Source organism: Streptomyces sp. NPDC048473, assembly GCF_043200155.1.
In the GTDB taxonomy this organism is placed as follows: Bacteria; Actinomycetota; Actinomycetes; order Streptomycetales; family Streptomycetaceae; genus Streptomyces.
In genome coordinates, this window is sequence record NZ_JBICXE010000014.1 from 151,874 (window position 1) to 178,154 (window position 26,281).

Here is a 26,281-nt window from a genome sequence, read left to right on the forward strand (position 1 = left end):
CGAGCGCCGACAAGGCGGGATTTCACGGACGAAGCCCGCCTCCCCACTCGGGGGAAGCGGGCTTCGGCGCAGATACCGGGCCGTGGGCCGTGGGTCAGACGCTGCGGAACGCCAGGACCACGTTGTGCCCGCCGAACCCGAACGAGTTGTTGATCGCGGCGATCGACCCCTCCGGCAGCGGCCGCGGCTCATCGCGCACGATGTCCGCCTCCACCGCCTCGTCGAGGTGCTCCACGTTGATCGTCGGCGGAGCCATCCGGTGGTGCAGCGCCAGGACCGTCGCGACGGTCTCGATGCCGCCCGCGCCACCGAGCAGGTGGCCGGTCATCGACTTCGTCGCGGAGATCGCGACATGGTCGAGGTCGTCGCCCAGAACCTTGCGCAGAGCCTTGAGCTCCGCGACATCGCCCTGCGGCGTCGACGTGGCATGCGCGTTGAGGTGCACGACCTCGGACGGCTTGAGATCCGTCTGGTCCAGCAGGTTCTGCATCGCGGCGGCGATGCCGCGACCGGTCGGCTCAGGCTGCGCGATGTGGTGGGCGTCCGCGGACAGACCCTGGCCCAGCACCTCGCAGTAGACCTTGGCGCCACGCGCGGCGGCGTGCTCCGCGGACTCCAGGACGACGACCCCGGCACCCTCGCCGAGGACGAAGCCGTCACGGCCCGTGTCGTACGGACGCGACGCCTTCTCGGGCTCGTCGTTGTGCTTGGACATCGCCATCATGTTGGCGAACGCGGCGATCGGCAGCGGGTGGATCGCCGCCTCGGTGCCACCGGCGAGGACCACATCGGCACGGCCGGTGCGGATCATCTCGACGGCGTACCCGATCGCCTCGGCGCCCGAGGCGCAGGCCGAGACCGGAGTGTGCACACCGGCCTGGGCGTTGACCTCCAGGCCGACGTTGGCGGCCGGGCCGTTGGGCATGAGCATGGGCACGGTGTGCGGGGAGACGCGGCGTACGCCCTTCTCCTTGAGCACGTCGTACTGGTCGAGCAGGGTGATCACGCCGCCGATACCGGAGGCGATGACCGAGCCCAGCCGCTCGGGCCGGATCGTGTCGTCCTCACCGGCCTTGCCGGTGAAGCCGGCGTCCGCCCACGCCTCGCGGGCCGCGATCAGCGCGAACTGCGCCGAGCGGTCCAGCTTGCGGGCGAGCGGGCGGGGCAGTACGTCGCCCGGGTCGACGGCCGCGAGTGCGGCGATCCGGACGGGCAATTCGGCGAAACGTTCGCCCTCGAGAGGCTTGACGCCGGAACGACCGGCCATCAGACCTTCCCAGGTCGACGCCGAGTCGCCACCCAGCGGAGTGGTTGCGCCGATACCGGTGACGACCACGGTGCGATTGGTCGAGTTCACTGGAAAATCTTCTCCACGTGTAGAGGGTCGTGAATCAGCGGCGCCACCGCCGGGTGGCGACACAGGAGCCGGCCTGATCAGGCCTGGTGCTTGAGGATGTAGTCGGCAGCGTCGCCGACCGTCTTGAGGTTCTTGACGTCCTCGTCGGGGATCTTGACGTCGAAGCGCTCCTCGGCGGCGACGACGACCTCGACCATGGACAGCGAGTCGACGTCCAGGTCGTCGGTGAAGGACTTGTCCAGCTGGACGTCCTCGACCGGGATACCGGCGATCTCGTTGACGATCTCGGCGAGACCGGTGACGATCTCTTCCTGAGTGGCGGCCATGTGGCGCTCCTTCGGTGTTTATCTGCAGGGTTCGGGCGTCCGGGCCGAAAAGGCCTGGTGTGCCTAGGGGAGGGTAACGACCGTCGCGGCGTAGACGAGACCCGCCCCGAAGCCGATGACGAGCGCGGTGTCGCCGCTCTTCGCCTGACCGGTCGCCAGAAGCCGCTCCATAGCGAGCGGAATCGAGGCGGCGGAGGTGTTGCCGGTGGTCTCGACGTCACGGGCGACCGTGACGTTCTCCGGCAGCTTCAGGGTCTTCACCATCGAGTCGATGATCCGCATGTTGGCCTGGTGCGGAATGAAGACGTCCAGGTCTTCCGGGGCGATCCCGGCCGCGTCCAGCGCCTGCTGGGCGACCTTCGCCATCTCGAAGACGGCCCAGCGGAAGACCGCCTGGCCCTCCTGCGTGATGGCCGGGAACTTCTCCGGGCGCTCGGCGTGGAACTCGTCCCACGCCACGGTCTGCTTGATCGTCTCGGACTTGTCGCCCTCGGAGCCCCAGACGGTCGGGCCTATGGCCGGCACCTTGGAGGGGCCGACGATGACCGCACCGGCGCCGTCGCCGAACAGGAAGGCCGTCGCGCGGTCCTCCTTGTCGGTGAGGTCGCTGAGCCGCTCCACGCCGATGACGAGCACGTACTCCGCCGAACCCTCGACGATCATGCCCTTGGCGAGGGTCAGTCCGTAGCCGAAGCCCGCGCAGCCGGCCGAGATGTCGAAGGCGGCGGGCTTGCCGGCGCCGACCTTGTGGGCGATCTCGGTCGCGATGGCCGGGGTCTGCTTGAAGTGCGAGACGGTGGAGACGATCACAGCGCCGATCTGCTCGGGCGTGATCCCGGCATCGGCGATGGCCTTTCCGGACGCCTCCACGGACATGGCGGCCACGGTCTCCTCCTCGGAGGCCCAGTGGCGGGTGGCGATGCCGGAGCGCGAACGGATCCACTCGTCGGACGAGTCGATCGTCTCGAGGATCACCTCGTTGGGCACGACACGGGTCGGGCGGTAGCCGCCGACACCCATGATGCGTGCGTACGGGGCGCCCTGGCTGGGCTTGATCTTCGACATGCTCTCGGGCTCCTTAGGCGCCTGCGTGCTCGGAGATGAGCACGCGGGCCGCGTCGAGGTCGTCGGGGGTCTTGAGCGCGAGAGTCTGCACACCGGGCAGCGCGCGCTTGGCGAGACCCGTGAGGGTGCCGCCGGGGCACGCCTCGATGAGAGCCGTGACGCCCAGCTTCTTGAAGGTCTCCATGCACAGGTCCCAGCGGACCGGGTTGGCCACCTGGCCGACCAGCCGGGAGATGACCTCGTCGCCGATGGCGACCGTCTCTCCGTCGGCGTTCGAGACATATGTCACGGTCGGATCGGCGATCTTCAGCGCCAGGGCGGCCTCGCGCAGCCGGTCGACGGCGGGTGCCATGTGGTGCGTGTGGAAGGCACCGGCGACCTTGAGGGGCACCACCCGGCGTACGCCCTCGGGCTTGTCCTCGGTCAGCGCGGCGATCTGCGCGGCGGTGCCGGCGGCGACGATCTGGCCGGCCCCGTTGACGTTCGCCGGGGTCAGTCCGAGCTTCTCCAGGTGCGGGACCGTCACCTCGGGGTCGCCGCCGAGCAGCGCCGCCATGCCGGTCTCGGTGACCGCCGCGGCGTCGGCCATGGCGAGCCCACGGGTACGTACGAGACGGAGTGCGGCCTCGTCGCCGATGACTCCGGCGAGGGCGGCTGCGGTGATCTCACCCACGCTGTGACCTGCGACGATGTCGGGCGACGCGTCGAGCGCGGCGGCAGACAGCAGACCGGCGGCGACCAGCAGCGGCTGCGCCACCGCGGTGTCACGGATCGCCTCCGCGTCGGCCTCGGTGCCGTAGTGGGCGAGGTCGAGGCCGATGGCGTCCGACCAGGCCGCGATGCGGTCGGTGGCACCGGGGAGGTCGAGCCAGGGAGTCAGGAAGCCGGGCGTCTGAGCGCCTTGGCCGGGAGCGACGAGTACGAGCACCCTCACACTCTCTCTTGTGAACGGTCCGGAACGCCCGTGGGGACAGGGACGAAGAACCGTATGGGGAATTGTTGATGTCCGACAAAAGTCTAGGACTGAGGATCTCTGGCGGCCAAGCGCCCCAGGATGAGGGCGATTCGGAGCGTGAACGCCGAGCGGACATCGGAAGGTGACCATCCGGTGACGTCAGTCACACGTCGGAGCCGGTAGCGCACGGTGTTGGGGTGGACGAAGAGCATCCTGGCCGCGCCTTCCAGGCTGCTCGCCTGCTCCAGATACACACTCAGCGTCTCCAGGAGTGCAGAACCCGCTTCTTCCAGCGGTCTGTAGATCTCCTCCACCAACTGGTCCCGTGCGGCAGGGTCGCCCGCCATCGCGCGCTCCGGCAGCAGATCGTCGGCCAGCACCGGTCGCGGGGCGTCCTGCCAGGCGCTGCACGCCTTGAGCCCGGCGGCCGCCGCCTGCGCGGACCGGGTGGCCGCCAGCAGGTCGGGCACCACGGGTCCGGCGACGACGGGACCTGCCGCGTACGGGCCGATCAGCGCCTTCGCGACGTGCAGCGGGTTGTCGCTGCCGCCCGCGATGACGACCAGCCGGTTGCCGAGCACCCCGGTCAGGACCTGGAGCTTCGCGTGCCGGGCGGCCCGCCGGATCGCTTCCACCGTCAGTTCGCTGTCGCCGTCCGGGGCCGTACCGAGCAGCACGCAGACGTGCTCGGGGGAGTTCCAGCCGAGCGCCGCGGCGCGTGACACGGCGCCCTCGTCGGCCTCACCGGACAGCACCGCGTTCACCACGAGCGATTCCAGCCTGGCGTCCCAGGCGCCGCGGGCCTCGGCGGCCTGCGCGTACACCTGGGCGGTCGCGAAGGCGATCTCCCGCGCGTAGACGAGCAGCGCCTCCCGCAGCACCGACTCGTCGCCGGGCGCGGCGACCTCCTCGATCGCGGCCTCCATGACCTCGATCGTCGTACGCACCATCTCGACGGTCTGCCGCAGGGTGATCGCCCGGGTCAGCTCGCGCGGAGCCGTACCGAACACATCGGTGGAGATGGCCTGCGGTGTCTCCGGATGCCGGAACCACTCGGTGAACGCCGCGATCCCGGCCTGGGCCACCAGGCCGATCCAGGACCGGTTCTCCGGTGGCATCGCCCGGTACCACGGCAGTGACTCGTCCATGCGGGCGATCGCATTGGCGGCCAGCCGGCCGGAGGACTGCTCCAGCCGTTTCAGGGTCGCGGCATGCAGGTGGGCGGCGTTCGCAGCGGGCTGCTCAGGATCGGGTCGGGGCACGGACACAAGACTGCCTTATCCGGCCACGTGCTCGGTGGGCCGGGGCGGTGGCGGGTCGTACTGCCGGGTAGCGGCCGGGGGGTCCGGGCGTGCCCCGGCAGGGCTACCGTGGGCGGGTGATTTCCGTACACCGCGCCGAAGACCGCTTCACGGGCGGGGACCGGGCCGCCGGCATCCTGTCCCGGCACGCCTTCTCCTTCGGCAGCTTCTACGACCCGGACAATCTGCGCTTCGGCGCGGTCCTGGCGTGCAACGCGGAACGGCTGGCGCCCGGCGCGGGCTTCGACGAACACCCCCACAGCCACACGGAGATCGTCACCTGGGTCGTCGAGGGTGAGCTGACCCACCGCGATTCGACCGGTCACGCCACGGTCGTACGGGCCGGGGACCTCCAGCACCTCAGCGCGGCGGCCGGGGTGCGTCACGCCGAGCGCAACGACGGTGACGGCCCGCTGACGTTCCTTCAGATGTGGCTGGCACCGCTCGAACCGGGCGGCGAACCCTCGTACACGATTGTTCCCGGCATCGCCGACTCCACGCCGTACGCCCTCCCGGAAGCGGGCGCCATGCTGCACGTACGCAGACTGGCTCCCGGGGAGCGCACGGCGGTGCCGGACGCGGCGCGGGCGTACGTCCATGTGGTGGCGGGCGGCGTGCGGATCGGCGACGAGGACCTGGTACCCGGCGACGCGGCGCGGATCACGGGGGAACAGGGCCTGGAACTGGTGGCGGCCGAGGCGGCCGAGGTGCTGATCTGGGAGCTGTCGGCCTGAGTCGGCAGGACCACGAGCAGCCCGAATTCAGGTCGGTCACGGCGCGGCGATGAGTTTTGCCGGCCCGAAGAGTCTGATCACTGTTACCGACGACGCAGGAGGAACGCGTGGCCCAGTTATTGAGAGTCCAGAACTTCAATGTTTCCAGTGACGGAATCGGGGCCGGTGAAGACCAGAGCTTCGAGAGTCCGTTCGGTCACGTCGATCCCGAGAGGCTGTTCGCCTGGGCCGGTGCCACGGCGAGCTGGCCCATGCGCACCGACCCCGGGGGGAGCCGGGGCCTCGACGACTACTTCACGCGGGACTACGCACGCAACATCGGGGCCGAAATCATGGGCCGCAACAAGTTCGGGCCCCAGCGCGGGCCCTGGAGCGACCACGAGTGGCGCGGCTGGTGGGGCGACGAGCCCCCGTTTCGCACCCCGGTGTTCGTCATGACCCACCACACACGTCCTTCGTACACACTGTCCGACACCACGTTCCACTTCGTCGACGGGGATCCGGCCACGGTCCTCCAACAGGCGCGGGAGGCGGCGCAGGGCAAGGACGTCCGACTCGGCGGCGGAGCCACCACCATCAGGCAGTTCCTCGACGCGGGCCTCGTCGACACCCTGCATGTGGCGGTCTCGCCGGTGAAGCTCGGATCCGGAGTGCGGCTCTGGGAGTCCCCCGACGAGCTGCTCGACCGGTACCACCTGGAGGTCGTGCCCAGCCCGAGCGGCGTGACGCACCACCTGTTCTGGCGGAGGTGACACGAGGGCGCGCTCGGGGACGCCGGGCGCGCCCGACGCCGGCGTTCCGGTGAAATGACCGCGTGGTTGCGGGCGGGACGCCGGCACGGGCCGCGGTACTCGTCCGCGACCGCCGCACAGCCGTGGGCGGCGGGCCCGCTCGTCGGCGAAGAGCTACTGGTCCGTGTCCCGGCGCCACATCGACCACATCGGCGGCCCTGCCCGGAACGTCATCTCCTCCCGCACGGTGAAGTCGTGCCGCTGGTAGAAGGTCAGGTTGCGGCGGTTGCTCGACTCCAGGAACACCGGCCGCCCGTCCGCGTCCGCCTGCTCCAGCAGCCCGCCCAGCACCTGCGATCCGCGCCCCGTGCCGCGCGCGTCCGCGTGGGTGCCGATGTACTCGACGTACCAGTGCGCGGGGTCGGCCGGGTGGCGGTGCTCCAGTGCGAGCAACCGCATTCCGGTTTTGGGCAGCTGGGCCCGCCCCGCCCGCAGGAGCGTGCCCGCGTTGCGCAGCAGATAGCTCACCGGCAGCTTCCACTTCCCGGGCTCCGCCCACACCGCCGCCACCGTGCGGTCCGGATCCGTCCACACCCGGCCCGCCGGGACCTGCTGCGCCAGATGTGCGGTGAAAAGCAGCCGCAGCCGCCGGTCCCGGTCGTGCGGCATCAGCCAGGACCAGACGGGGTCCTCGGCGTAGGCGCTGGCGAGTACGGAGGCGAGCGCCGGGACGTCGGAGGCGGCAGCGCGGACTATGTCGGCCATGGCCGAGGAGAGTAGCGGTTCCTCAGGCCGTGAGCTCCGCGAGCACCGCATCGGTGAACGGCGGCCACACCTCGGCCGCCCACGGCCCGAAGGCCCGGTCGGTGAGCGCCACGCAGGCCGCTCCCGCGGCCGGGTCGATCCACAGGAACGTCCCCGACTGCCCGAAGTGCCCGAACGTCGAAGGCGACGAGGAAGCACCCGTCCAGTGCGGCGACTTGGAGTCCCGGATCTCGAAGCCGAGCCCCCAGTCGTTGGGGTTCTGGTGGCCGTAGCCCGGCAGCACACCCTTCAGACCGGGGTGTACGACGGTCTGCGCGGCCAGCACCGTACGCGGGTCGAGCAGCCGCGGCGCCTGCACCTCGGCCACGAACCGCATGAGATCGTCGACGGTCGAGACACCGTCCTTGGCGGGCGAGCCGTCCACCGTGGTCGACGTCATGCCCAGCGGTTCCAGTACCGCCTGGCGCACATACTCCGGGAACGGGATGTCGGTGGCCTTGGCGATATGGTCGCCGAGCACCTCGAAGCCCGCGTTGGAGTAGAGCCGCCGGGTGCCCGGCGCGGCCGTCACCCGGTGCTCGTCGAAGGCGAGCCCGCTGGTGTGCGCGAGCAGATGCCGGACGGTGGAGCCTTCGGGCCCGGCCGGCTCGTCGAGCTCGACCGCGCCCTCCTCGTACGCCACGAGCGCCGCATAGGCCGCGATCGGCTTGGTGACGGAGGCGAGCGGGAAACGGTGCGCGGTCGGGCCGTGCGTACCGACGACGGTGCCGTCCGCTCGTACGACGGCCGCCGCCGCGGTGGGGACGGGCCAGTTGTCGATCATCGCCAGGCTCTGCATGCGTACGAGCGTAAAGGGCCGCCCGGCGCGGCAAGGAGGGGGTGGCCGCGCCATCGCCGAAACCCGTCACGGTTTGCGCTTGCTTAGAGTGCACTCCAAGGTTCTAGCGTGGAGGGCATGACGGTGATGGAGAGCACTTCCGTGAAGGTGGACGCCTGTGCCACGGCGCCCCGGGCGCATCCGCGCCCCGAGGGCCAGGACCGCTACACCATCAGTGAGGTCGCCGCCTTCACCGGGCTCACCGCGCACACCTTGCGCTGGTACGAGCGGATCGGGCTGATGCCGCACGTCGACCGTTCGCACACCGGTCAGCGCCGCTTCACCAACCGTGACCTGGACTGGCTGGCCTTCGTCGGCAAGCTGCGGCTGACCGGAATGCCGGTCGCCGACATGGTCCGGTACGCGGAGTTGTTGCGTGAGGGCGAGCACACCTTCGAGGAACGGCAGGAGCTGCTGGAGTCGACCCGCCGCGACGTGAAGACGCGGATCGCGGAGCTCCAGGACACCCTCGCCGTCCTCGACCACAAGATCGACTTCTATGCGAGTGCCCGACGGGCGCCGGAAAGGCCTTGTGCCTGATGACTGATGACAAGATCACCACCGTGGAGCTCGGAAACGGCGGCCCGCAGGTCGGCGTGCAGGGACTCGGCTGCATGGGCATCAGCGAGTTCTACGGGGACACCGATGAGTCCTCCGCCCGCGAGACGCTGGAGACGGCGCTGGCGGCGGGCGTCACGCTCTTCGACACCGCAGATGTGTACGGCCGCGGCGCCAACGAGAAGTTCCTGGCGCCGTTCGTCGGGGCGCACCGGGGCGAGATCACCCTCGCCACGAAGTTCGCCATAGAGCGGACCGATGACCCGCAGTACCGGGGTGTGCGCAACGACCCCGCGTACATCCGCCAGGCCGTCGAGGACAGTCTTCGTCGCCTGAACACCGACGTCATCGACCTCTACTACATGCACCGCCGCGACCCGGCCGTCCCGCTGGCCGAGTCCGTCGGCGCGATGGCCGAGCTGGTGCAGCAGGGCAAGGTCAAGCAGCTCGGGCTGAGCGAGGTGACCGGCGCGGAGCTGCGCGAGGCGTACGCCGTGCACCCGATCGCCGCCCTGCAGTCCGAGTGGTCGCTCTTCAGCCGGGACGTCGAGCGCAGCGCCGTGCCCGCCGCGGTCGAGCTCGGGGTGACCTTCGTGCCGTACTCGCCGCTCGGCCGGGGCTTTTTGACCGGGGCGTTCACGGACGCGGCCAAGGACCTGTCGGAGGGCGACTTCCGCAAGTACCAGCCGCGCTTCACGGGCGACAACGCGAAGACGAACGCAGCCCTGCTGGAGCCCGTCCACAAGATCGCGGCGGCGCACGGGGCGTCGGCCGCGCAGGTGGCACTCGCCTGGGTGCAGCAGCGGGCCCAGGCGCACGGCCTGACCGTGGTGCCGATCCCGGGCACCCGCAAGAGCAGCCGGCTGCTGGAGAACGTGGCCGCCACCCGACTCACGCTGACGGCGGAGGAACTGGCACTGCTGGAGCCGATCGCGGGGCAGGTGGCGGGTGACCGGTACCCGGACATGAGCTCGACTTCCGCGGCGCGCGAGTAACCGGCCGCCCGGGGCTCACCACGCTTCCGTCCCGGGCTCACCGCGCCTTCCGTCCGGAGCTCACCGCGCTTTCCCCTCGGTGATCGCGGCGAAGGCGCGGAGCGAGTCCGTGCCCGGGACGAAGTAGCCGGTGTGCCCGCGGGCGTCGTCGGCCGGGACGCGGCGTGCGCCGAACTCCGGGGCGGCCGGATCGGGGCCGTGGCCGATCCCCACCACCTCGACGTTCGGCACGTCGTCGATCCAGTCCGTGGCGTTCTCGCAACTCGACGGGGGCGCCGTCCAGATTGCCGACGACGAGTGGATGGCGTACGACCAGGGCCTGTTGCTGTGCTGCGGTCAACCCCCGGAAGAATTCGGCCGCTTCGGCCGGTGCGCTCCGCCCGGGATCGGGTAGCTCCCGCCCCAGCACGTGATCCGCGCGCCAGGACGCGGTGCCCGACGGCGGCCCGGTGAGGGCCTGCTGCGCATTCCCGGACGCCCATCCGGCCGTCCCCGCCACCAGGGTGGTGGCCAGTGCGAACGCGACCAAAGTCCTCGCGTAACGGCGCATCCCGTCCTCCCTCTCCGGTTGATCCGGCTCCCGTGCGCCGTCCGGCGCGACGGAGAGGGCGAGTGCGGGGGCGTCGCACCGGGGGCCAACTACGGGGTGATACCGGGGTAGGGGGTGTACGGGAATCGGCCAGGACGTTGCCCGCGCCCCAACCCGGTGATGACTGGCCCCACGACGAACGGGTACCAAGAGATCCGAAACGCTTACGAGTTCAGCCCTTGGGGCGGCACAGGAGGAATCCGAGCATGACGGACCCCAAGGCACTTCGGCCCGCCGAGCGGCTCGACGAGTTCCTGTCCCTGGTCGGGCAGACGGCCTGGAATCCGGATGCCGATCTCCAGGCGATCGCCGAATGGCTTCCCCGTGAGCTCGGCGCGGAAATGGCGATCGTCAACGGCTCTCTGAAGTCGGTGGAGTTGTCGACGTCCGGATTCTCCGGGCGCGTTCTGGGACACCTCGAACCGATGCTCACCCGGCTGGCCACCGGGCGGGTGGCCTCGGCGGCCATGGACGTCGGGACGGCGCACGTACGGCTCGAAGCGGTCGGCGCGGAGCTGCCGCGCCGGGTGCTCGTGCTGGTCAGCCCCATCCCGCTGACACGCCAGGCCGCAGCCCTGGCTTCCCACACGGGCGGCATCATCGCGGTCCTGCGCCGCGCCCGGGAATCCGACCGGGTGATCCGCAGCTACCAGCAGAAGGCACACCAGCTGCGGGTGGGCGTCATCATGGCCCTTCAGGCGGGGGATCCCCTTCTGGCCCGCCGCATGACGACCGGCGCCGTCCCCGAGCTGCTGGACCACGACCGTCTGCGCGTCCATATCCTGCGGTGCGGGAAGGGCGACCGTGAGCGGATCGCCCAGGCCTACCAGGATCCGTCGGGATACCACGGCGACGGTCTGATGGTGCGATGTCCTGTGTACGACGACCACCTCGTCTGCATGATCGCCGACCGGGAGGGGGGTGGCGCCGAAGCCGCCGACGGCCTGGCCGCGGTGCTCCGTGACCTCGTCGCGGACAACCCCGGTTACACGCTGGGCATCAGCGGCACCCACCCGCTCCCCGCGACGGCCGAGGCATACGGGCAGGCCCGGCACGCTCTGGCCGTGGCGTCCAACACCACCGGGCGGGTGGCCGGTTACCATGGCCAGGAGCCCCTGGAGCGGCTGCTGCCCCGGACGGAGGCCATCGAGTGGGCCGGCTCCGTCCTCGGACCGTTGAACGGCTTACCGGAGCTCACCGCCGAGATCACCCGTTTCGCGTTGCACTTTCACCGCACGGGTGTGGCACGCATGCTGAACGTCAGCCGCAATACGGTCGCCGCCCACCTCGACCGTGCACAGTCGGCACTCGGCCTCGACCTCCGCGATGTCCGCTGCCGGGCAACTCTGGCCCTGGCCCTGGGTGTTGCGGGCCTCCACCGGGAAGTCTGGCTCACTCCCGCACAGGCGGACCCACCCGCTCTGGAAGAGCTGCTGCGCACGCGCCCCGCGGCGGAGTGGGGCAGTACCTTCCTGGAGCCTCTTCGGGACTCCCGGTACGACCCTGTGCGTCACACCCTGCGTACCTGGATCGACACCAACGCCGACGCCCAGCAGGCCGCACGCCGCCTGGGGTGCAGCCGGACCACTGTTGCGGCACATCTCCGCACCGCCGAACGCCGGCTGACGCGGGATCTGCTGAGCTCGGGCTCGGGGGTCCATGACCTCGTCTACGCACTCCATCTCTCGGGCGATACCCCGCTCTGACCGTGCACCGTGCGCAGTCGGCCGGGACCCGGGGTGTGCATCGCGCCCTGCCTGGGCCCCGGGTTGCGCAGCGTGCACAGCGCACGTGCGGAAATTGGGCAGCGTGCACACAAATCGGGCCTTCTGGCCTCCTGGGAGGCGTGCTCCACTCGTTCTGAACAGCCCGTACTGCACAGCATCGGCCCACGGGGGCAGATGCAGAACGGAGAGAAATGATGTTCAGGACGAAGACCACACTCATCGCCATGGGGGCCGCCGCACTGCTCGCCGCAGGCGGCGTCACGGCCACGGCCGCTCAGGCGGATGCGGATGCCGCGTCGAACGCGCAGATCCTCAGCACCAGCGGCTCGTCGAAGGCCAACGCGGACTTCGGCTATGCACACGCCACGTGGAAGTGGACGGGCGCCGGCAAGACCGGAAAGGTCAAGGTCTACGTCAACGACCAGAGGTGTAGCGGTAAAGACGTGTTCGCGTTCATGCAGTTCAAGGGGGGCATGTGGGGCAACTCGATCACCACCGGGAAAAGCCGGGCCTGGAACTACAACTCGGACTGCGTCGGTAAGGGCAAGACCTTCACGTTCCCCGGCTACACGGACACATTCAATGTGAAGAAGGCCCGCGTAGTGGTCTGCAAGGACGACGTCGTGTTCGGGGACGACACCTGCGTCGAGGGCAAGTGGCACACCAACCCCAAGGGGTAGACGCATTCCGGTAGCGGAGTGCCCCGGTAGTCCGGGGTGAACGGGTCCGCTGCCCGGTGGCGGCGGACCCTTCGGTCTCCGGGAGGGGGGCAGGCAGGGGAAGGGCCGACCTCACCCCTCGCCCGGCACCACCACCCCCGCCTCGTACGCGAAGATCACTGCCTGTGCCCGGTCCCGCAGGTCCAGCTTGGCCAGTACCCGGCCTATGTGTGTCTTCACCGTCTGCTCGGCCAGCACCAGCTTCCCCGCGATCTCCTGGTTGGACAGGCCCCGCGCGATCAGCTCAAGCACCTCCGTCTCGCGCGGAGTCAGCCCGTTCAGCCGCAGCGACTGGCCGCTCCGGGTGGCCCCGGTCGGGCCCTGCCGGGCGAAGTCCGCGATCAGGCGGCGCGTCACGGACGGCGCGAGCAGCGCCTCGCCCGCCGCGACCACCCGTACCGCCGAGATCAGATCCGCCGGCGGCGCGTCCTTCAGCAGGAAGCCGGACGCCCCGGCGCGCAGCGCCTCGTACACGTAGTCGTCCACGTCGAATGTGGTGAGCATCAGCACCTTGGGCCGGTGCGCCACCCCCGTCGGCGGGTTCAGCAGCTCGCGGGCCGCCGCCAGACCGTCCATCTCGGGCATCCGGACATCCATCAGGACCACGTCAGGGTGGACACTCCGGCTGACGTCGATGCCCTGGCGCCCGTCCGGTGCCTCACCGACCACGTCGATGTCGCTCTGCGCCGCCAGCAGCGCCGCGAACCCCGCCCGCACCATGGCCTGGTCGTCGACGATGATCACGCGGATGGTCAAGAGTCCTCCGAGGTCGGGGGCGGAACGGGGGCGAGGGGCAGCCGCGCGGCCACCCGGAAGCCGCCGTCGGGCAGCGGACCGGTGTCCAGCGTGCCGCCGGTCAACCGTACGCGTTCCCGCATACCGACCAGGCCGTGCCCGGTGCCGGTCGTCTCCAGCGGTGAACCGGGCTGCTCCGCCCGGTCGTTGACCACCAGCACGGTCAGGTGCTCGCCGTCGGACGTGACCGAAACCCGGGTCCGCGCTCCGGGCGCGTGCCGGACCACGTTCGCCAGGGCCTCCTGCACGATCCGGTACGCCGACAGATCCACCGCCTGCGGTACGTCCGGCAGACCGGCGGTCAGTGACAGTTCGGCAGGCAGCCCCGTCCGTACCGTCGCCTCCACCAGCTGCTGCACCCGGTCGAGCCCCGGCTGCGGCGCCCGTTCGCCCTCCGTGCCCTCGCTGCGCAGCACCGTCAGCAGCCGTCGCATCTCCGCGAGGGACTCCCGCGCGCTCGCCGCGATCGCACCGAACTCCTCGCGCGCCTGCTCGGGAAGCCCGCTGATCCGGTAGGGCGCGGAGTCGGCCTGGACCGTGATCACGGACATGTGGTGCGCGACCACGTCGTGCAGCTCACGGGCGATCCTGGTGCGCTCCTCCAGCAGCGTCCGCTGCGCCCGCTCGGCCTCGCTGATGGTCTCCTGCTCGGCGAGCCGGCGCTGTGCGTCGCCCCGTTCCCGTATCACCGCACCGATCACCATGACCACTGCGCCGAATGCCGGGAGCAGCCCCGCGGTGCTGCGGTCCGTGGCGATCAGGTGCAGGACCAGGCTGGCGGCGGCCGTCAGCGCCCAGACGGAGACCGCGGTCCGCCGGGTCTCGCGCAGGGCCACCGCCAGCATCAGGACGAGGTAGCAGAGCAGCGTGGGCGGCGGCCACGGCCAGACACCCATCGGCTGGGACGGGTACCCGAGCAGTACCAGCGCCCCCAGGATGTCGGAGGGAAAGATGATCCACCACGCCTGCAACGGGCGGTGCGCCAGCATCAGCAGCGGCACCGTCTGGGCGACGGCCAGCAAGCCCGCGAGCCCGTCGACCACACCGTATTCGTTGGTCAGCGCATTGATCGTGACCGGGAGGAAGATCGCCGCGAGGGCCAGGACGACCGCGTACGGCAGCAGCCGCCGCCACCGCTTGGGCGCGTCCGCGAGCGGCGGCACCGGGGGATGGGACGGGTGGGAGAGCCCGTGAGCGATCTCGCGCAGATTGCGCCGGGCGGCGCTCACCAGGCCGTCGGCGGCGGGCGGTGCGGGCGGCGGCCCGTTCGGCGGGGAAGTGGACATGGCCTGATCAGCGTAGGGAGTGGACCGGCCCGGTGGCGTCATACCGGGGTTTCGGTTCGCTGCCGTGCTTCTCGTACGGGAGTACTACAGGCGGGCCGGACACCGGCCCGCCGCACACCTACAGCTCGGCGAGCAGCTGGGTCTTCTTCGCGCGGAACTCGTCGTCCGTCACCAGACCCGCCTGGTGCAGTTCCCCGAGGTGCCGGATCCGCTCCGCGATGTCCGCGGGATCGCGCCGCCCCGCGCCTGCCAGTACGGCGGCCGGCGCGGCGGGAGCCGAGTGCTTCCTGCGTACGGATTCCAGTACGGCCGCGGCGAACGGCAGCGACTCGTGCACCGGTCCGTAGCCCAGGCCGAAGACCACCGCAGCCGGGTCCTGATCGGCCCGGGTGGGGCGAGGCGCCATCGGCGGCGCGCCCTGCACCGCGCCCGTACCGAGCCTCGTGACCATGCCGGGGCCGGTGTCCGGGCCCGGCCCAGGAACCGCACCCTCCAGGCCCCTTGGCACCAGCCGTAGATAGCCGTCGAAGGCCTCCGGCGAGCGCCACTCGACGCCGCTCAGCTCCGTCACCGGGAACGTCTGGTCGCCGGCCTTCCACTTCGCCGTGGAGGCGCCCGTCCAGAACCAGCGGAAGGAGATCCGGTCCCCGTCGAAGCCGGCCCGGCCGTCGTACGCCTTGAACTGCATCGGCGCCTCGGGGGCCGCGACCAGGAACCGGTCGGCGGGCTCCGCGGCGTCGGGACCGAGCAGGGCGCGCAGTTCGTCCGCGTAGTACTCGGCGAGCGTCTCGCGCTCGGCGGGGAGCACCAGCCGGTACGGATCGCAGCCGTCCTTCAGCTGCCCGGCCGCAGCCTCCAGCAGCGGGTCGGCACCGGGTCTCGGCACCGCATGCAGGACCACCGTGCCCCGCTTGCCCGGGGTCAGCGTCACCGACGACAGCGCCGCGTGCGGGACGCGGCGCTCACGCAGGCTCTGGAAGAGCTTCGGCGTGCGTATTCCCCGTTCGAAGCGGATGAGCACGGAGTCGGTGTCGAACTCCCAGGTGGCATGAATTCCGGCCAGCACATCACCCATGTGCCTCATCGTATGCGGCACTTGCCCGCACGTCCCCCTTCGGCGTAAGTCCCGATATGCGGCCGGCTGCGGCCCGCCGCCCCCGTCAGATCCCCTGGCTGCCGGTGACTCCGTCGTGGCAGGCGCTGTCGGAGCTCGCACAGTTCACCGAGCCGTAGGCCCCCACACCGATCGCGGCGAAGTTGCTGAGGCTCTCGGTGCCCGGCTCGAAATAGCCACTGTGTCCGACCGCGCCGCCCGCCGAGACGATGCGTGCGCCGAAGCCCGGGTCGACCGGATCGGCCCCGTGCCCGAGGCCGCCGAGCTCCAGGTTCGGTACGTCCTCGATCCAGTCGTCGTGGTCCCGCATCGCCCACACCCTGGCCCCGGTGTGCAGCTGCCCGGCGTTCTCCACCCGCATGCCGGGGCTGCCCGCGACCGCGATGTCGGCGACCTTGGAGGGCAGTTCATGGGCGGCGACACCGCACAGCACCGAACCGTAGCTGTGGCAGAACAGCGAGACCGGGGCGTTCCCGGGCAGCGCGCCCACCAGGGCGTTCAGCCGCACCGCCCCGCGCTCGGCGAGGTTCCCCAGGGCCGCGTCCATGCCGATTCCGGCGGGCGTGGTGTAGTCGGCCCAGGCGATGACGGCGGTACGGGTGCCGGGGTGCGCGGCCCGCTCCGCCGCGTACAGCGACTTCGCCATACCGACCGGGGCGGCGTTCACCTTGGGGGCGGGCCGCTCCAGCGTCAGCAGGTTGGTGTCGACGCCGGGGACGATCACGGAGACCCGTTCGGCCCGGTCGAGATCACCGAACACCTCTGCGGCGCGGCCCTTTCCGGACGGGTCGAAGGCGAGGATGTGCCGTCCCTTGGCAAGCATCGACTGGAAGCGCTCCATCCGGCGGAGCGCCTCGGCGCGGCCGTCGGGGGAGAGCCTGGAGTCGTGCATGCGCTGCCGCTCGACCGTCCGCGCCTGCACCAGGGCCAGCCGGTTGGCGTGGTAGCGCAGGGTGACCGGGGCGCCGTTCAGATTGCCCACGACCAAGGGGTACTTGTCGGCAAGACCGGTGCGCTGCGCGGCCGTGAGCGTGGCGAAGAACTGCGCCAGCCGGTGCGCCGGTGCGTCGGCGTCCGGCAGCGCATGACCCGCTACGTGGCCCCGTGCCCAGGAGGCGAGTGCGAGGGTGCGTGGCTCGTCGGAGTGCTGGTGACGTACGGCGGTCCAGCCCGTGGTCGCCAGCATCACGAACACAACCGCGACGGCGAGCAGCGCGCGCCATGCGGTGAGCGTGGGGGAGGAGTCGAAGGAAGTCACTTCGACCCACATTAGGAGACGCGCGACGGCAGCCGTGAAGAGGGTGACGCACATCACCCGGCTGTCGGGAATTCAAGGGCATTCATTTCACGCTGTGTTGGTGCGACGCGCACACTCGGGCGCGCAGGATGCCCCCGGAGCGTCGCATATGGCCATCGGGGCACGGCTGTTGTGAAGTCGGTCATGCCGCGGCAGTGAGGCGTGCGGCACAATCGGACGGAGTTTCCATGGCGCTACCCGAGCCCGGCGCCGGCCCCCGCCCGCCAGTTCCCGGCCAGTGCCGGTCCGAGCTGGTCCAGGTACACCTCGGTCAGTGCGCGCAACGAGTCCACGCTGGTGTCCCGCCCGTGCCCCCAGAGCTGCCCGGTCACCCGCATCACCCCGGAGAACGCGGCCACGGCGACCCTCGGCCGCGGATCCGTCTCCACGTCGAGCCCCTCGCGCTCGGCGATCAGCAGCGCGATCTGGTTCTCCAGATCCATGCTGCGCCGCAGGTGGACGGCGAGCAGCGACGGCGTCGACTCGATCATCTGATAGGTACGCATATGGAGTTCGACCGTGACGATCGCCTCGATCGCCTCCCCGATACTGTTCCAGGCGCAGAGGACCGCGCTGCGCATCGCCTCGAACGGCGCTTCCGCGGCGGGGCGCCGGCGCAGCTCCGAGAGGAAGCGCGACTCCACCATCTCCTGGATGGCGAAGGCGGCCTCCTCCTTGCTGGCGAAGTAGCGGAAGAAGGTGCGCTGGGAGACCTCGACGGCGTCGACGATCTCGTCGACGGTGGTCTCCTCGTACCCCTGGGTGGTGAAAAGATCGAGGGCGGCGTGCAGCAGGGCGTCCCGGGTGCGTCGCTTCTTCCGTTCGCGCAGTCCGGTCGGATGCACGGCTCGCTGCCCATCGGTCACTGAACTGATCCTCTTTCTCCTGCTTTGTCCAGCTCAGCGTACCTGTGAGCTGCGTGACAGTTACCGACTTGTGAAATGGTTTGTCAACTGTCAGTGACTGACACTAATCTCGCGGACATGACTAGTCAGACCACCGTAGAAAAGGCGTCGCGGGAGCCGCAGGACACCGCCGGGCCCGCACCTGCCAAGGGGCTGCGCGGCCACCCCTGGCTGACGCTCTTCTCCGTGGCCATCGGCGTGATGATGGTCGCGCTCGACGGCACGATCGTCGCGATCGCCAACCCCGCCATCCAGCAGGACCTGGGCGCCTCGCTCGCCGACGTCCAGTGGATCACCAACGGCTACATGCTCGCCCTCGCGGTCTCCCTGATCACCGCGGGCAAGCTCGGTGACCGTTTCGGTCACCGCCAGACCTTCCTCATAGGTGTCGTCGGCTTCGCCGCGGCATCGGGGGCCATCGGCCTCTCCGACAGCGTCGCCCTGGTGATCGTGTTCCGGGTGCTCCAGGGCCTCTTCGGCGCCCTGCTGATGCCCGCCGCGCTCGGCCTGCTGCGCGCCACCTTCCCGGCCGAGAAGCTGAACATGGCGATCGGCATCTGGGGCATGGTGATCGGCGCCTCGACCGCGGGCGGCCCGATCCTCGGCGGTGTGCTCGTCGAGCACGTCAGCTGGCAGTCCGTCTTCTTCATCAACGTGCCGGTCGGTGTGATCGCGCTCCTGCTGGGCCTGGTGATCCTCAAGGACCACCGCGCCGAGAACGCGCCTCGCTCCTTCGACATCGGCGGCATCGTGCTGCTGTCGCAGGCGATGTTCTGCCTGATCTGGGCGCTCATCAAGGGCTCCGAGTGGGGCTGGGGCGACTACAAGACGCTCGGCTTCCTGGGCGCCGCCGTGGCCCTGTTCGTGGTCTTCGCCTTCTCCCAGAAGAACGTCAGGGAGCCGCTGATCCCGCTGGCGATGTTCCGGTCCGTGCCGCTGTCCGCGGGCGCCGTCCTGATGGTGCTGATGGCCTTCGCCTTCATGGGCGGACTGTTCTTCGTCACCTTCTACCTCCAGAACGTGCACGGTCTGAGCCCCGTCGACAGTGGTCTGCACCTGCTGCCGCTGACCGGGATGATGATCGTCGCCTCGCCGCTCGCGGGCTTCATGATCACCAAGTTCGGCCCGCGGGTTCCGCTGGTCGGCGGCATGGTGTGCACGGCGGTCGCCATGTTCGGCATGTCCCAGCTGACCATCGGCACCGGCACCCTGACCATGTCGATCTGGTTCGGTCTGCTCGGCCTCGGCCTCGCCCCGGTGATGGTCGGCGCCACCGAGGTCATCGTCGGCAACGCCCCGATGGAGCTCTCCGGTGTCGCGGGCGGTCTGCAGCAGGCCGCCATGCAGGTCGGCGGCAGCCTCGGCACGGCGGTGCTGGGCGCGGTCATGGCCTCCCAGGTCGACTCGAAGCTGGCCGACAACTGGACGGCCGCGAAGCTCCCGTCCCTTACGCCGGAGCAGCTGGATGCTGCGTCCTCGGCCGTCGAGGTCGGCGTACCGCCGATGGACGGCAACACTCCGCCGGAGGTCGCGGCGCAGATCGCGGGTGTCGCCCATGACACGTTCGTGTCGGGCATGAGCACGGCGTTCATGGTGGCCGGCATCGTCGCGGTGGTCGCCGCGCTGGTCGCCACGCTCACCAAGCGCGGTGCGAACGCCGAGGCCGGCGCGGGCGCGGGTCACATCTAGGACCTGTCCGGCCCCTGGCCGTGTGCTGTCCTCAATCGCCGGACGGGCTTGAATTCAAGCGCGTCCGGCGATTGTGTGTGAGGGCACGGCGTCAAAACACCTATCCGGGTGGCGTGGCCCGCAGCCCCTTCCCCAGGAGTTGCCCCGCAGGTCAGGGTGCGTGCAACTGATTCGCACCACCACGGGGGTCGATTTCCATGCGTACGACCGTTCTTGCCACCGCCCTGGCTGCCACTGTCCTGGCCGCCACCGCCCTGATTCCGCAGGCCGAGGCCCACTCCGCACCCGCCCGGCCCGGGGCCTGCGGAAGCGGTCAGCTCTGTCTCTGGGAGAAGCCGGACTTCACCGGCGCCCGGCAGATCCATGAGCTGTCCACGATCGCCATCGAGAGCTGTGTCCCGCTGCCGGCGGGCAGCAAGGTCCAGGCGCTCGTCAACCGCACCGGCCGCCCCGTCACCACGTACCAGTCCGCGGAGTGCGCCGAGACCGGTGAGTTCGAGACCTATCCGGGCGGCGGCACCTGGGTGCCCCAGTCCCCGTACCAGGTCAGGGCCTTCAAGGTCTGGGAGAACTGACCGGATACACCGAAGGGCGGCGGGACCAGGAGGTCCCGCCGCCCTTCGGTCGTGGTTCGTCGTGCTTACGCGTCGCCGCCGGCCGCGCCCGGGGCGGCCGCGGTCACATCCAGCAGCTCGTACCGGTCGATCGCCGTCTTCAGCAGCGAACGGTCGATCCGGCCCTCCTTCGCGAGCTCGGTGAGCACCCCGAGGACGATCGACTGCGCGTCGATGTGGAAGAACCGGCGGGCCGCACCACGGGTGTCGGCGAAGCCGAAGCCGTCCGCACCCAGCGACTGGTACGCACCGGGCACCCAGCGCGCGATCTGGTCCGGTACGGAACGCATCCAGTCCGAGACCGCCACGAACGGGCCCTCGGAGCCGGAGAGCTTCCGCGTGACGTACGGGACGCGCTGCTCCTCCTCCGGGTGCAGCAGGTTGTACCGCTCCACGTCCACGGCCTCGCGGCGCAGCTCGTTCCAGGAGGTCGCCGACCAGACGTCCGCCCGGACGTTCCACTCGTCGGCGAGGATGCGCTGCGCCTCCACCGCCCACGGGACCGCCACACCGGACGCCATGATCTGGGCCGGGATCTCGCCCCGCTCGGCGCTCTTGTAGCGGTACACGCCCTTGAGGATGCCTTCGACATCCACGTTCTCGGGCTCGGCCGGGTGCTGGATCGGCTCGTTGTAGACGGTGAGGTAGTAGAAGACGTCCTCGTTCTCGTCGGGGGTCCCGCCGTACATCCGCCGCAGACCGTCCTTGACGATGTGCGCGATCTCGTAGCTGAAGGCCGGGTCGTACGCGACACAGCCCGGGTTGGTCGAGGCGAGCAGCTGCGAGTGGCCGTCCGCGTGCTGGAGACCCTCACCGGTCAGAGTCGTACGACCGGCGGTCGCACCCAGCACGAAGCCGCGCGCGAGCTGGTCGGCCATCTGCCAGAACTGGTCACCGGTGCGCTGGAAACCGAACATCGAGTAGAAGACGTACACCGGGATCAGCGGCTCGCCGTGCGTGGCGTACGCCGAACCGGCGGCGATCAGCGAGGCCGTGCAGCCGGCCTCGGAGATGCCGTCGTGCAGCATCTGTCCGGTCGGCGACTCCTTGTACGCGAGCAGCAGATCGCGGTCCACCGCCTCGTACTGCTGACCCAGCGGGTTGTAGATCTTCGCGCTCGGGAAGAAAGCGTCCATGCCGAAGGTGCGGTACTCATCGGGCGCGATCAGCACGAAGCGCCTGCCGATCTCCTTGTCCCGCATGAGGTCCTTCAGGATGCGGACGAACGCCATGGTGGTGGCGATCGACTGCTGGCCCGAACCCTTCTTCGCGGTCGCGTACGTCTTGTCCTCGGGGAGGACCAGCGGCTTCGCGCGCACCACACGGGTCGGGACGTAACCGCCCAGCCCCTTGCGGCGGTCGTGCATGTACTGGATCTCCTCCGAGTCGCGGCCCGGGTGGTAGTAGGGCGGGTAGCCCTCGTCCAGCTGCTTGTCCGTGATCGGGATGTGCAGCCGGTCGCGGAACCTCTTGAGGTCCTCGACCGTGAGCTTCTTCATCTGGTGGGTCGCGTTGCGGCCCTCGAAGTTCGGCCCCAGCGTCCAGCCCTTGACCGTCTGCGCCAGGATCACCGTCGGCTGGCCCTTGTGAGCCTTGGCCGCCGCATAGGCCGCGTAGACCTTCTTGTGGTCGTGACCGCCGCGGCCCAGGTGCAGGATCTGGTCGTCGGTCATGTCCTTGACCATGTCGCGCAGCCGCGGGTCGTCCCCGAAGAAGTGCTCACGGATGTACGCGCCGGACTCGGTGGCGTACGTCTGGAACTGGCCGTCCGGTGTGGTGTTCAGCTTGTTGACCAGGATGCCCGTGCGGTCCTGCGCGAGCAGCGGGTCCCAGGAGCGGTCCCAGACCAGCTTGATGACATTCCATCCGGCGCCGCGGAACTGCGACTCCAGCTCCTGGATGATCTTGCCGTTGCCGCGCACCGGGCCGTCGAGGCGCTGCAGGTTGCAGTTGACCACGAACGTCAGGTTGTCCAGGCCCTCACGGGCGGCGATGGAGAGCTGGCCCAGCGACTCGGGCTCGTCCATCTCGCCGTCGCCCAGGTACGCCCACACATGCGACTGGGAGGTGTCGGCGATGCCGCGCGCCTCCATGTAGCGGTTCATCCGGGCCTGGTAGATCGCGCCGAGCGGGCCGAGGCCCATCGAGACGGTCGGGAACTCCCAGAAGTCCGGCATCAGCCGCGGGTGCGGGTAGCTGGACAGGCCGTTCGGCGCCTTCGACTTCTCCTGGCGGAAGGCGTCGAGCTGCGCCTCGCTCAGCCGGTCGAGCAGGAAGGCGCGGGCGTAGATACCCGGGGACGCGTGCCCCTGGAAGAAGATCTGGTCGCCGCCCAGGCCGTCGTCCTTGCCCCGGAAGAAGTGGTTGAAGCCCACGTCGTACAGCGAGGCGGAGGAGGCGAAGGTGGCGATGTGGCCGCCGACACCGATTCCTGGACGCTGGGCGCGCGACACCATCACGGCCGCGTTCCAGCGGGTCGCGTTGAGGACCTTGCGCTCGATCTCCTCGTCGCCGGGGAAGAACGGCTCGTCCTTCGTGGCGATCGTGTTCACGTAGTCCGTACTGCGCATCTCCGGCACGGCGACGCGCTTCTCGCGCGCACGCTCGATCAGCCGGAGCATCAGGTAACGGGCCCGCTCACGACCTCGCTCGTCGACCGCGGCGTCGAGCGAGTCGAGCCATTCCTGGGTCTCTTCGGGATCGAAGTCCGGGACCTGGCTCGGCAGGCCGCCAATGATGATCGGGTTGCGATCGGATCCGGAAGCCACGCTGTTCCTTCGCTATTAGGTGCTGCTCTACGGGGCCTGGTTACGGGAGAACATGCCCCCGGGATGTATGCATGTACGCCATCACCATCGTGTACCGCGGGGGCGCAAACGTCATCTCTACCGAGGGGTAACCGCCGTGTTGCGAGACATCGCGTCCGTAGCGCGGGGATGGGCTGGTCCAAACCGCAACCATACGCCCAACCCGTCCAAGCGTTCCCAAAGGATGTGCGACTCCGAATGACGGACCGAAACGGCATAAGCTGTGGAAGGACGTAAAGGGTGTGACGGTAGCGTCGGCCCCCGCGGGGACCTGCCGACAGTGCGGCGACGTGTCAGGGAACGTCACCGTTTAGGCGGTCTCGCACGCTGGGTACTTGCGCGATCCGCCGCTCCCGTGTGGACTACGGCCAACGCCCCGCGCACGCGCGTGGCTGAAGCATTTTCCGAAACATGATCAGGAGGCAACCCGTGAGCGCGACCGCGGACCACGCGGAGGAGCGGACCAACCCGGCATCACGCCTGGGGTTCGAGCCCGGACAGGTGGTCCAGGAGATCGGCTACGACGACGACGTCGAGCAGGAGCTCCGTGAGGGCATTGAGGCCACTACCGGCCAGGAACTCGTCGATGAGGACTACGACGACGTCGCAGACGTCGTCCTGCTGTGGTTCCGCGACGAGGACGGCGACCTTACGGACGCGCTGGTGGATGCCATTGGTCTGATCGAGGACGGCGGTGCGGTCTGGCTGATGACGCCGAAGACCGGCCGTGATGGATACGTCGAACCGAGCGACATCAACGAGGCCGCACAGACGGCCGGTCTCTCCCAGACCAAGAGCATCAATGCGGGCAAGGACTGGACGGGCAGCCGTCTGGTCACACCGAAGGCGGCCAAAGCCAAGCGCTGAACCGCATTCGCCACGCACTCGCCCCGAAGGCCCCCGACGGCATGAGCCGCCGGGGGCCTTCTTCGTACGGCTGCCGGGCGCCTTCTTCGTGCGGCTGGGGCGCCGGGGTGCCCCGTGCGGGCGCTGCGTGGCCTGCTGCGGGTGCTGCGTAGGGTGGGAGTCACCCGGACAGCCCAGCCCGGTGAACGTAGCGAAGGGACGCGTTTCATGGCGATCGAGGTCGGCACCCAGGCCCCGGATTTCGAGCTGAAGGACAACCACGGCCGGACCGTGAAGCTCTCCGACTTCCGCGGCGAGAAGAACGTCGTGCTGCTGTTCTACCCGTTCGCCTTCACCGGCGTCTGCACGGGTGAGCTCTGCGCGCTCCGCGACGAGCTGCCGAAGTTCGAGAACGACGACACGCAGCTGCTCGCCGTCTCCAACGACTCCATCCACACCCTGCGCGTCTTCGCCGAGCAGGAAGGGCTGGAGTACCCCCTGGTCTCGGACTTCTGGCCGCACGGCGAGACCTCGCGGGCGTACGGCGTCTTCGACGAGGAGAAGGGCTGCGCCGTGCGCGGCACCTTCATCATCGACAAGGAGGGCGTGGTGCGCTGGACCGTCGTCAACGGTCTGCCCGACGCGCGCGACCTCAACGACTACATCAAGGCGCTCGACACGCTCTGATCCGCGGCCGGTGGATCTGTGGGCGTCCCGGCCAAAAGCCTGCTTTGGCCGGGAACCGGTCACTAGGATCCACTCGTTGATCGGATGCCAACGCAACATGGAGGCGCCGGCGCCCGCCGGCCCCCAAGGAAACCAATGGGAGGACTCGTGGGAGTCAGCCTCAGCAAGGGCGGCAACGTCTCGCTGACCAAGGCCGCGCCCAACCTGACCGCGGTCATCGTCGGTCTGGGCTGGGACGCTCGTACCACCACCGGTGGTGACTTCGACCTCGACGCCAGCGCCCTGCTGACGAACGCCGAGGGCAAGGTCGGCAGCGACGGCAACTTCGTCTTCTTCAACAACCTCAAGAGCCCCGACGGCTCCGTCGAGCACACCGGTGACAACCTCACCGGTGAGGGCGAAGGCGACGACGAGGTCATCAAGGTGAACCTGGCCGGCGTTCCGGCCGATGTCGACAAGATCGTCTTCCCGGTCTCGATCTATGAGGCCGAGAGCCGCCAGCAGAGCTTCGGCCAGGTGCGCAACGCGTACATCCGCGTGGTCAACCAGGCCGACAACACCGAGCTGGCGCGCTACGACCTGAGCGAGGACGCCTCGACGGAGACCGCCATGGTCTTCGGCGAGCTGTACCGCAACGGGGCGGAGTGGAAGTTCCGCGCCATCGGTCAGGGCTATGCCTCGGGGCTGCGCGGCATCGCGCAGGACTTCGGCGTCAACGTCTGAGAAGGCGCGACCGGGCCGAGCCGTCGAGGCGCAGCCCGGGCCACGCCGGCATGTACCCCGTCCGGCGCCGCACCCCGTGCGGCGCCGGACGCGCTCAACAGCCGGTTCGACAGCCCGTTCAACGGCTCAAGCTCCGGCTGCTGAACGGCTCAACGGCCGGTTCAAGAGCTCAAGGCTCAACGGCTCAACAGACGGTTCATCGACTCGGGGAGGACACACCATGGGCGTCACGCTCGCCAAGGGAGGCAATGTCTCCCTCTCCAAGGCCGCACCCAACCTCACCCAGGTGCTGGTCGGGCTCGGCTGGGACGCACGATCCACCACGGGCGCCGACTTCGACCTCGACGCCAGCGCGCTGCTGTGCCAGTCGGGCCGGGTGCTCGGCGACGAATGGTTCGTGTTCTACAACAACCTCACGAGCCCCGACGGCTCCGTGGAGCACACCGGCGACAACCTCACGGGTGAGGGCGAGGGCGACGACGAGTCGGTCATCGTGAACCTCACCCAGGTGCCGGCGCACTGCGACAAGATCATTTTCCCGGTCTCGATCCATGAGGCGGACAATCGAGGGCAGACCTTCGGCCAGGTCGGCAACGCGTTCATCCGCGTGGTGAACCAGGCGGACGGCCAGGAACTCGCGCGTTACGACCTCAGCGAGGACGCCTCGACGGAAACCGCGATGATCTTCGGCGAGCTCTATCGGTACAACGGCGAGTGGAAGTTCCGCGCAGTGGGACAGGGGTACGCGTCGGGGCTGCGCGGCATCGCTCTAGACTTCGGGGTCAACGTTTCGTAAAGCCGCGCACGGCGCGGGGGAGC

General features: G+C 69.6%; 25 protein-coding genes and 1 pseudogene. 12 read left to right on the plus strand and 14 right to left on the minus strand.

Going from position 1 to position 26,281, the window contains the following annotated elements; all coding sequences use genetic code 11:
• Window positions 1-94: 94 nt before the first annotated feature.
• The 5 genes from fabF to ACGFU7_RS23120 all read right to left on the minus strand — a co-directional run bounded on the left by fabF (window position 95) and on the right by ACGFU7_RS23120 (window position 4,965).
• Window positions 95-1,357: a beta-ketoacyl-ACP synthase II gene (gene fabF / locus ACGFU7_RS23100; protein ID WP_393697881.1), complete on the minus strand. Its 1,263-nt coding sequence runs from the start codon at window positions 1,355-1,357 to the stop codon at window positions 95-97.
• 77 nt (window positions 1,358-1,434) lie between these two features.
• Window positions 1,435-1,683: an acyl carrier protein gene (locus ACGFU7_RS23105; protein WP_024490626.1), complete on the minus strand. Its 249-nt coding sequence runs from the start codon at window positions 1,681-1,683 to the stop codon at window positions 1,435-1,437.
• A 63-nt stretch (window positions 1,684-1,746) separates the two neighbouring features.
• A complete protein-coding gene (locus tag ACGFU7_RS23110) occupies window positions 1,747-2,748 on the minus strand; it encodes a ketoacyl-ACP synthase III (RefSeq protein ID WP_393697882.1) in 1,002 nt (333 codons plus the stop codon).
• Between the two features lie 13 nt (window positions 2,749-2,761).
• Complete coding sequence (locus tag ACGFU7_RS23115) at window positions 2,762-3,676, minus strand: ACP S-malonyltransferase (RefSeq protein WP_393697883.1); 915 nt, start codon at window positions 3,674-3,676, stop codon at window positions 2,762-2,764.
• An 89-nt stretch (window positions 3,677-3,765) separates the two neighbouring features.
• Entirely contained in the window at window positions 3,766-4,965 is a 1,200-nt protein-coding gene (locus tag ACGFU7_RS23120; RefSeq protein ID WP_393697884.1) for a PucR family transcriptional regulator, read from the minus strand.
• 116 nt (window positions 4,966-5,081) lie between these two features.
• Between ACGFU7_RS23120 and ACGFU7_RS23125 the strand changes: the two genes are divergently transcribed.
• Window positions 5,082-5,738 (plus strand): pirin family protein, encoded by a 657-nt coding sequence (locus ACGFU7_RS23125; protein ID WP_393697885.1) that lies wholly within the window; start codon window positions 5,082-5,084, stop codon window positions 5,736-5,738.
• Window positions 5,739-5,845: 107 nt separating this feature from the next.
• Entirely contained in the window at window positions 5,846-6,490 is a 645-nt protein-coding gene (locus ACGFU7_RS23130; protein WP_393697886.1) for a dihydrofolate reductase family protein, read from the plus strand.
• Between the two features lie 153 nt (window positions 6,491-6,643).
• Here the strand turns inward: ACGFU7_RS23130 and ACGFU7_RS23135 are convergent, their stop codons facing one another.
• Window positions 6,644-7,234: a GNAT family N-acetyltransferase gene (locus tag ACGFU7_RS23135; protein WP_393697887.1), complete on the minus strand. Its 591-nt coding sequence runs from the start codon at window positions 7,232-7,234 to the stop codon at window positions 6,644-6,646.
• Between the two features lie 22 nt (window positions 7,235-7,256).
• On the minus strand, window positions 7,257-8,072 hold the full coding sequence (locus ACGFU7_RS23140) for a serine hydrolase domain-containing protein (protein ID WP_393697888.1): 816 nt from the start codon (window positions 8,070-8,072) through the stop codon (window positions 7,257-7,259).
• 117 nt (window positions 8,073-8,189) lie between these two features.
• Here ACGFU7_RS23140 and ACGFU7_RS23145 point away from each other — a divergent pair, with 117 nt between their 5' ends.
• Together ACGFU7_RS23145 and ACGFU7_RS23150 are read left to right on the plus strand one after the other, a co-directional pair.
• Entirely contained in the window at window positions 8,190-8,651 is a 462-nt protein-coding gene (locus tag ACGFU7_RS23145) for a MerR family transcriptional regulator (RefSeq protein ID WP_393697889.1), read from the plus strand.
• The gene (locus tag ACGFU7_RS23150; protein ID WP_393697890.1) at window positions 8,651-9,664 is read left to right on the plus strand and encodes an aldo/keto reductase; all 1,014 of its coding nucleotides are present in this window, start codon (window positions 8,651-8,653) and stop codon (window positions 9,662-9,664) included. The genes ACGFU7_RS23145 and ACGFU7_RS23150 overlap by 1 nt, the downstream gene beginning before the upstream one ends.
• A 60-nt stretch (window positions 9,665-9,724) precedes the next feature.
• On the opposite strand, the pseudogene ACGFU7_RS23155 reads toward ACGFU7_RS23150, so the two are convergent.
• Window positions 9,725-10,214 (minus strand): annotated as a pseudogene (locus ACGFU7_RS23155) (hypothetical protein).
• A 245-nt stretch (window positions 10,215-10,459) separates the two neighbouring features.
• Between ACGFU7_RS23155 and ACGFU7_RS23160 the strand changes: the two are divergent.
• Both ACGFU7_RS23160 and ACGFU7_RS23165 read left to right on the plus strand, forming a co-directional pair.
• On the plus strand, window positions 10,460-11,959 hold the full coding sequence (locus tag ACGFU7_RS23160) for a helix-turn-helix domain-containing protein (RefSeq protein WP_393697891.1): 1,500 nt from the start codon (window positions 10,460-10,462) through the stop codon (window positions 11,957-11,959).
• A 212-nt stretch (window positions 11,960-12,171) separates the two neighbouring features.
• Window positions 12,172-12,660 carry a hypothetical protein gene (locus ACGFU7_RS23165; RefSeq protein WP_393697892.1) on the plus strand — a complete coding sequence of 163 codons (489 nt, stop codon included), beginning with the start codon at window positions 12,172-12,174 and terminating at the stop codon, window positions 12,658-12,660.
• 111 nt (window positions 12,661-12,771) lie between these two features.
• Here the strand turns inward: ACGFU7_RS23165 and ACGFU7_RS23170 are convergent, their stop codons facing one another.
• The 5 genes from ACGFU7_RS23170 to ACGFU7_RS23190 all read right to left on the minus strand — a co-directional run bounded on the left by ACGFU7_RS23170 (window position 12,772) and on the right by ACGFU7_RS23190 (window position 18,057).
• Window positions 12,772-13,455: a response regulator gene (locus ACGFU7_RS23170; RefSeq protein WP_393697893.1), complete on the minus strand. Its 684-nt coding sequence runs from the start codon at window positions 13,453-13,455 to the stop codon at window positions 12,772-12,774.
• On the minus strand, window positions 13,452-14,780 hold the full coding sequence (locus ACGFU7_RS23175; RefSeq protein WP_393697894.1) for a sensor histidine kinase: 1,329 nt from the start codon (window positions 14,778-14,780) through the stop codon (window positions 13,452-13,454). The genes ACGFU7_RS23170 and ACGFU7_RS23175 overlap by 4 nt, the downstream gene beginning before the upstream one ends.
• Before the next feature lie 118 nt (window positions 14,781-14,898).
• Window positions 14,899-15,855 carry a DUF4429 domain-containing protein gene (locus ACGFU7_RS23180; RefSeq protein ID WP_393697895.1) on the minus strand — a complete coding sequence of 319 codons (957 nt, stop codon included), beginning with the start codon at window positions 15,853-15,855 and terminating at the stop codon, window positions 14,899-14,901.
• A gap of 85 nt (window positions 15,856-15,940) precedes the next feature.
• A complete protein-coding gene (locus tag ACGFU7_RS23185) occupies window positions 15,941-17,152 on the minus strand; it encodes an alpha/beta hydrolase (RefSeq protein ID WP_393697896.1) in 1,212 nt (403 codons plus the stop codon).
• A gap of 233 nt (window positions 17,153-17,385) precedes the next feature.
• Entirely contained in the window at window positions 17,386-18,057 is a 672-nt protein-coding gene (locus tag ACGFU7_RS23190) for a TetR family transcriptional regulator (RefSeq protein ID WP_393697897.1), read from the minus strand.
• 117 nt (window positions 18,058-18,174) lie between these two features.
• Here ACGFU7_RS23190 and ACGFU7_RS23195 point away from each other — a divergent pair, with 117 nt between their 5' ends.
• Window positions 18,175-19,785, plus strand: a complete 1,611-nt coding sequence (locus ACGFU7_RS23195) for an MFS transporter (RefSeq protein WP_393697898.1) — start codon at window positions 18,175-18,177, stop codon at window positions 19,783-19,785.
• 197 nt (window positions 19,786-19,982) lie between these two features.
• Window positions 19,983-20,360: a peptidase inhibitor family I36 protein gene (locus ACGFU7_RS23200; protein WP_393697899.1), complete on the plus strand. Its 378-nt coding sequence runs from the start codon at window positions 19,983-19,985 to the stop codon at window positions 20,358-20,360.
• Between the two features lie 65 nt (window positions 20,361-20,425).
• Here the strand turns inward: ACGFU7_RS23200 and aceE are convergent, their stop codons facing one another.
• Window positions 20,426-23,167 (minus strand): pyruvate dehydrogenase (acetyl-transferring), homodimeric type, encoded by a 2,742-nt coding sequence (gene aceE / locus ACGFU7_RS23205; protein ID WP_393697900.1) that lies wholly within the window; start codon window positions 23,165-23,167, stop codon window positions 20,426-20,428.
• 468 nt (window positions 23,168-23,635) lie between these two features.
• Between aceE and ACGFU7_RS23210 the strand changes: the two genes are divergently transcribed.
• The 4 genes from ACGFU7_RS23210 (at window position 23,636) to ACGFU7_RS23225 (ending at window position 26,258) form a co-directional block, all read left to right on the plus strand.
• Entirely contained in the window at window positions 23,636-24,073 is a 438-nt protein-coding gene (locus tag ACGFU7_RS23210) for a DUF3052 domain-containing protein (RefSeq protein ID WP_393697901.1), read from the plus strand.
• A gap of 207 nt (window positions 24,074-24,280) precedes the next feature.
• Window positions 24,281-24,739 carry a peroxiredoxin gene (locus ACGFU7_RS23215; protein WP_093895495.1) on the plus strand — a complete coding sequence of 153 codons (459 nt, stop codon included), beginning with the start codon at window positions 24,281-24,283 and terminating at the stop codon, window positions 24,737-24,739.
• A 147-nt stretch (window positions 24,740-24,886) separates the two neighbouring features.
• Complete coding sequence (locus tag ACGFU7_RS23220) at window positions 24,887-25,462, plus strand: TerD family protein (RefSeq protein ID WP_203185949.1); 576 nt, start codon at window positions 24,887-24,889, stop codon at window positions 25,460-25,462.
• Window positions 25,463-25,682: 220 nt separating this feature from the next.
• Entirely contained in the window at window positions 25,683-26,258 is a 576-nt protein-coding gene (locus ACGFU7_RS23225) for a TerD family protein (protein WP_093895496.1), read from the plus strand.
• Window positions 26,259-26,281: the final 23 nt, after the last annotated feature.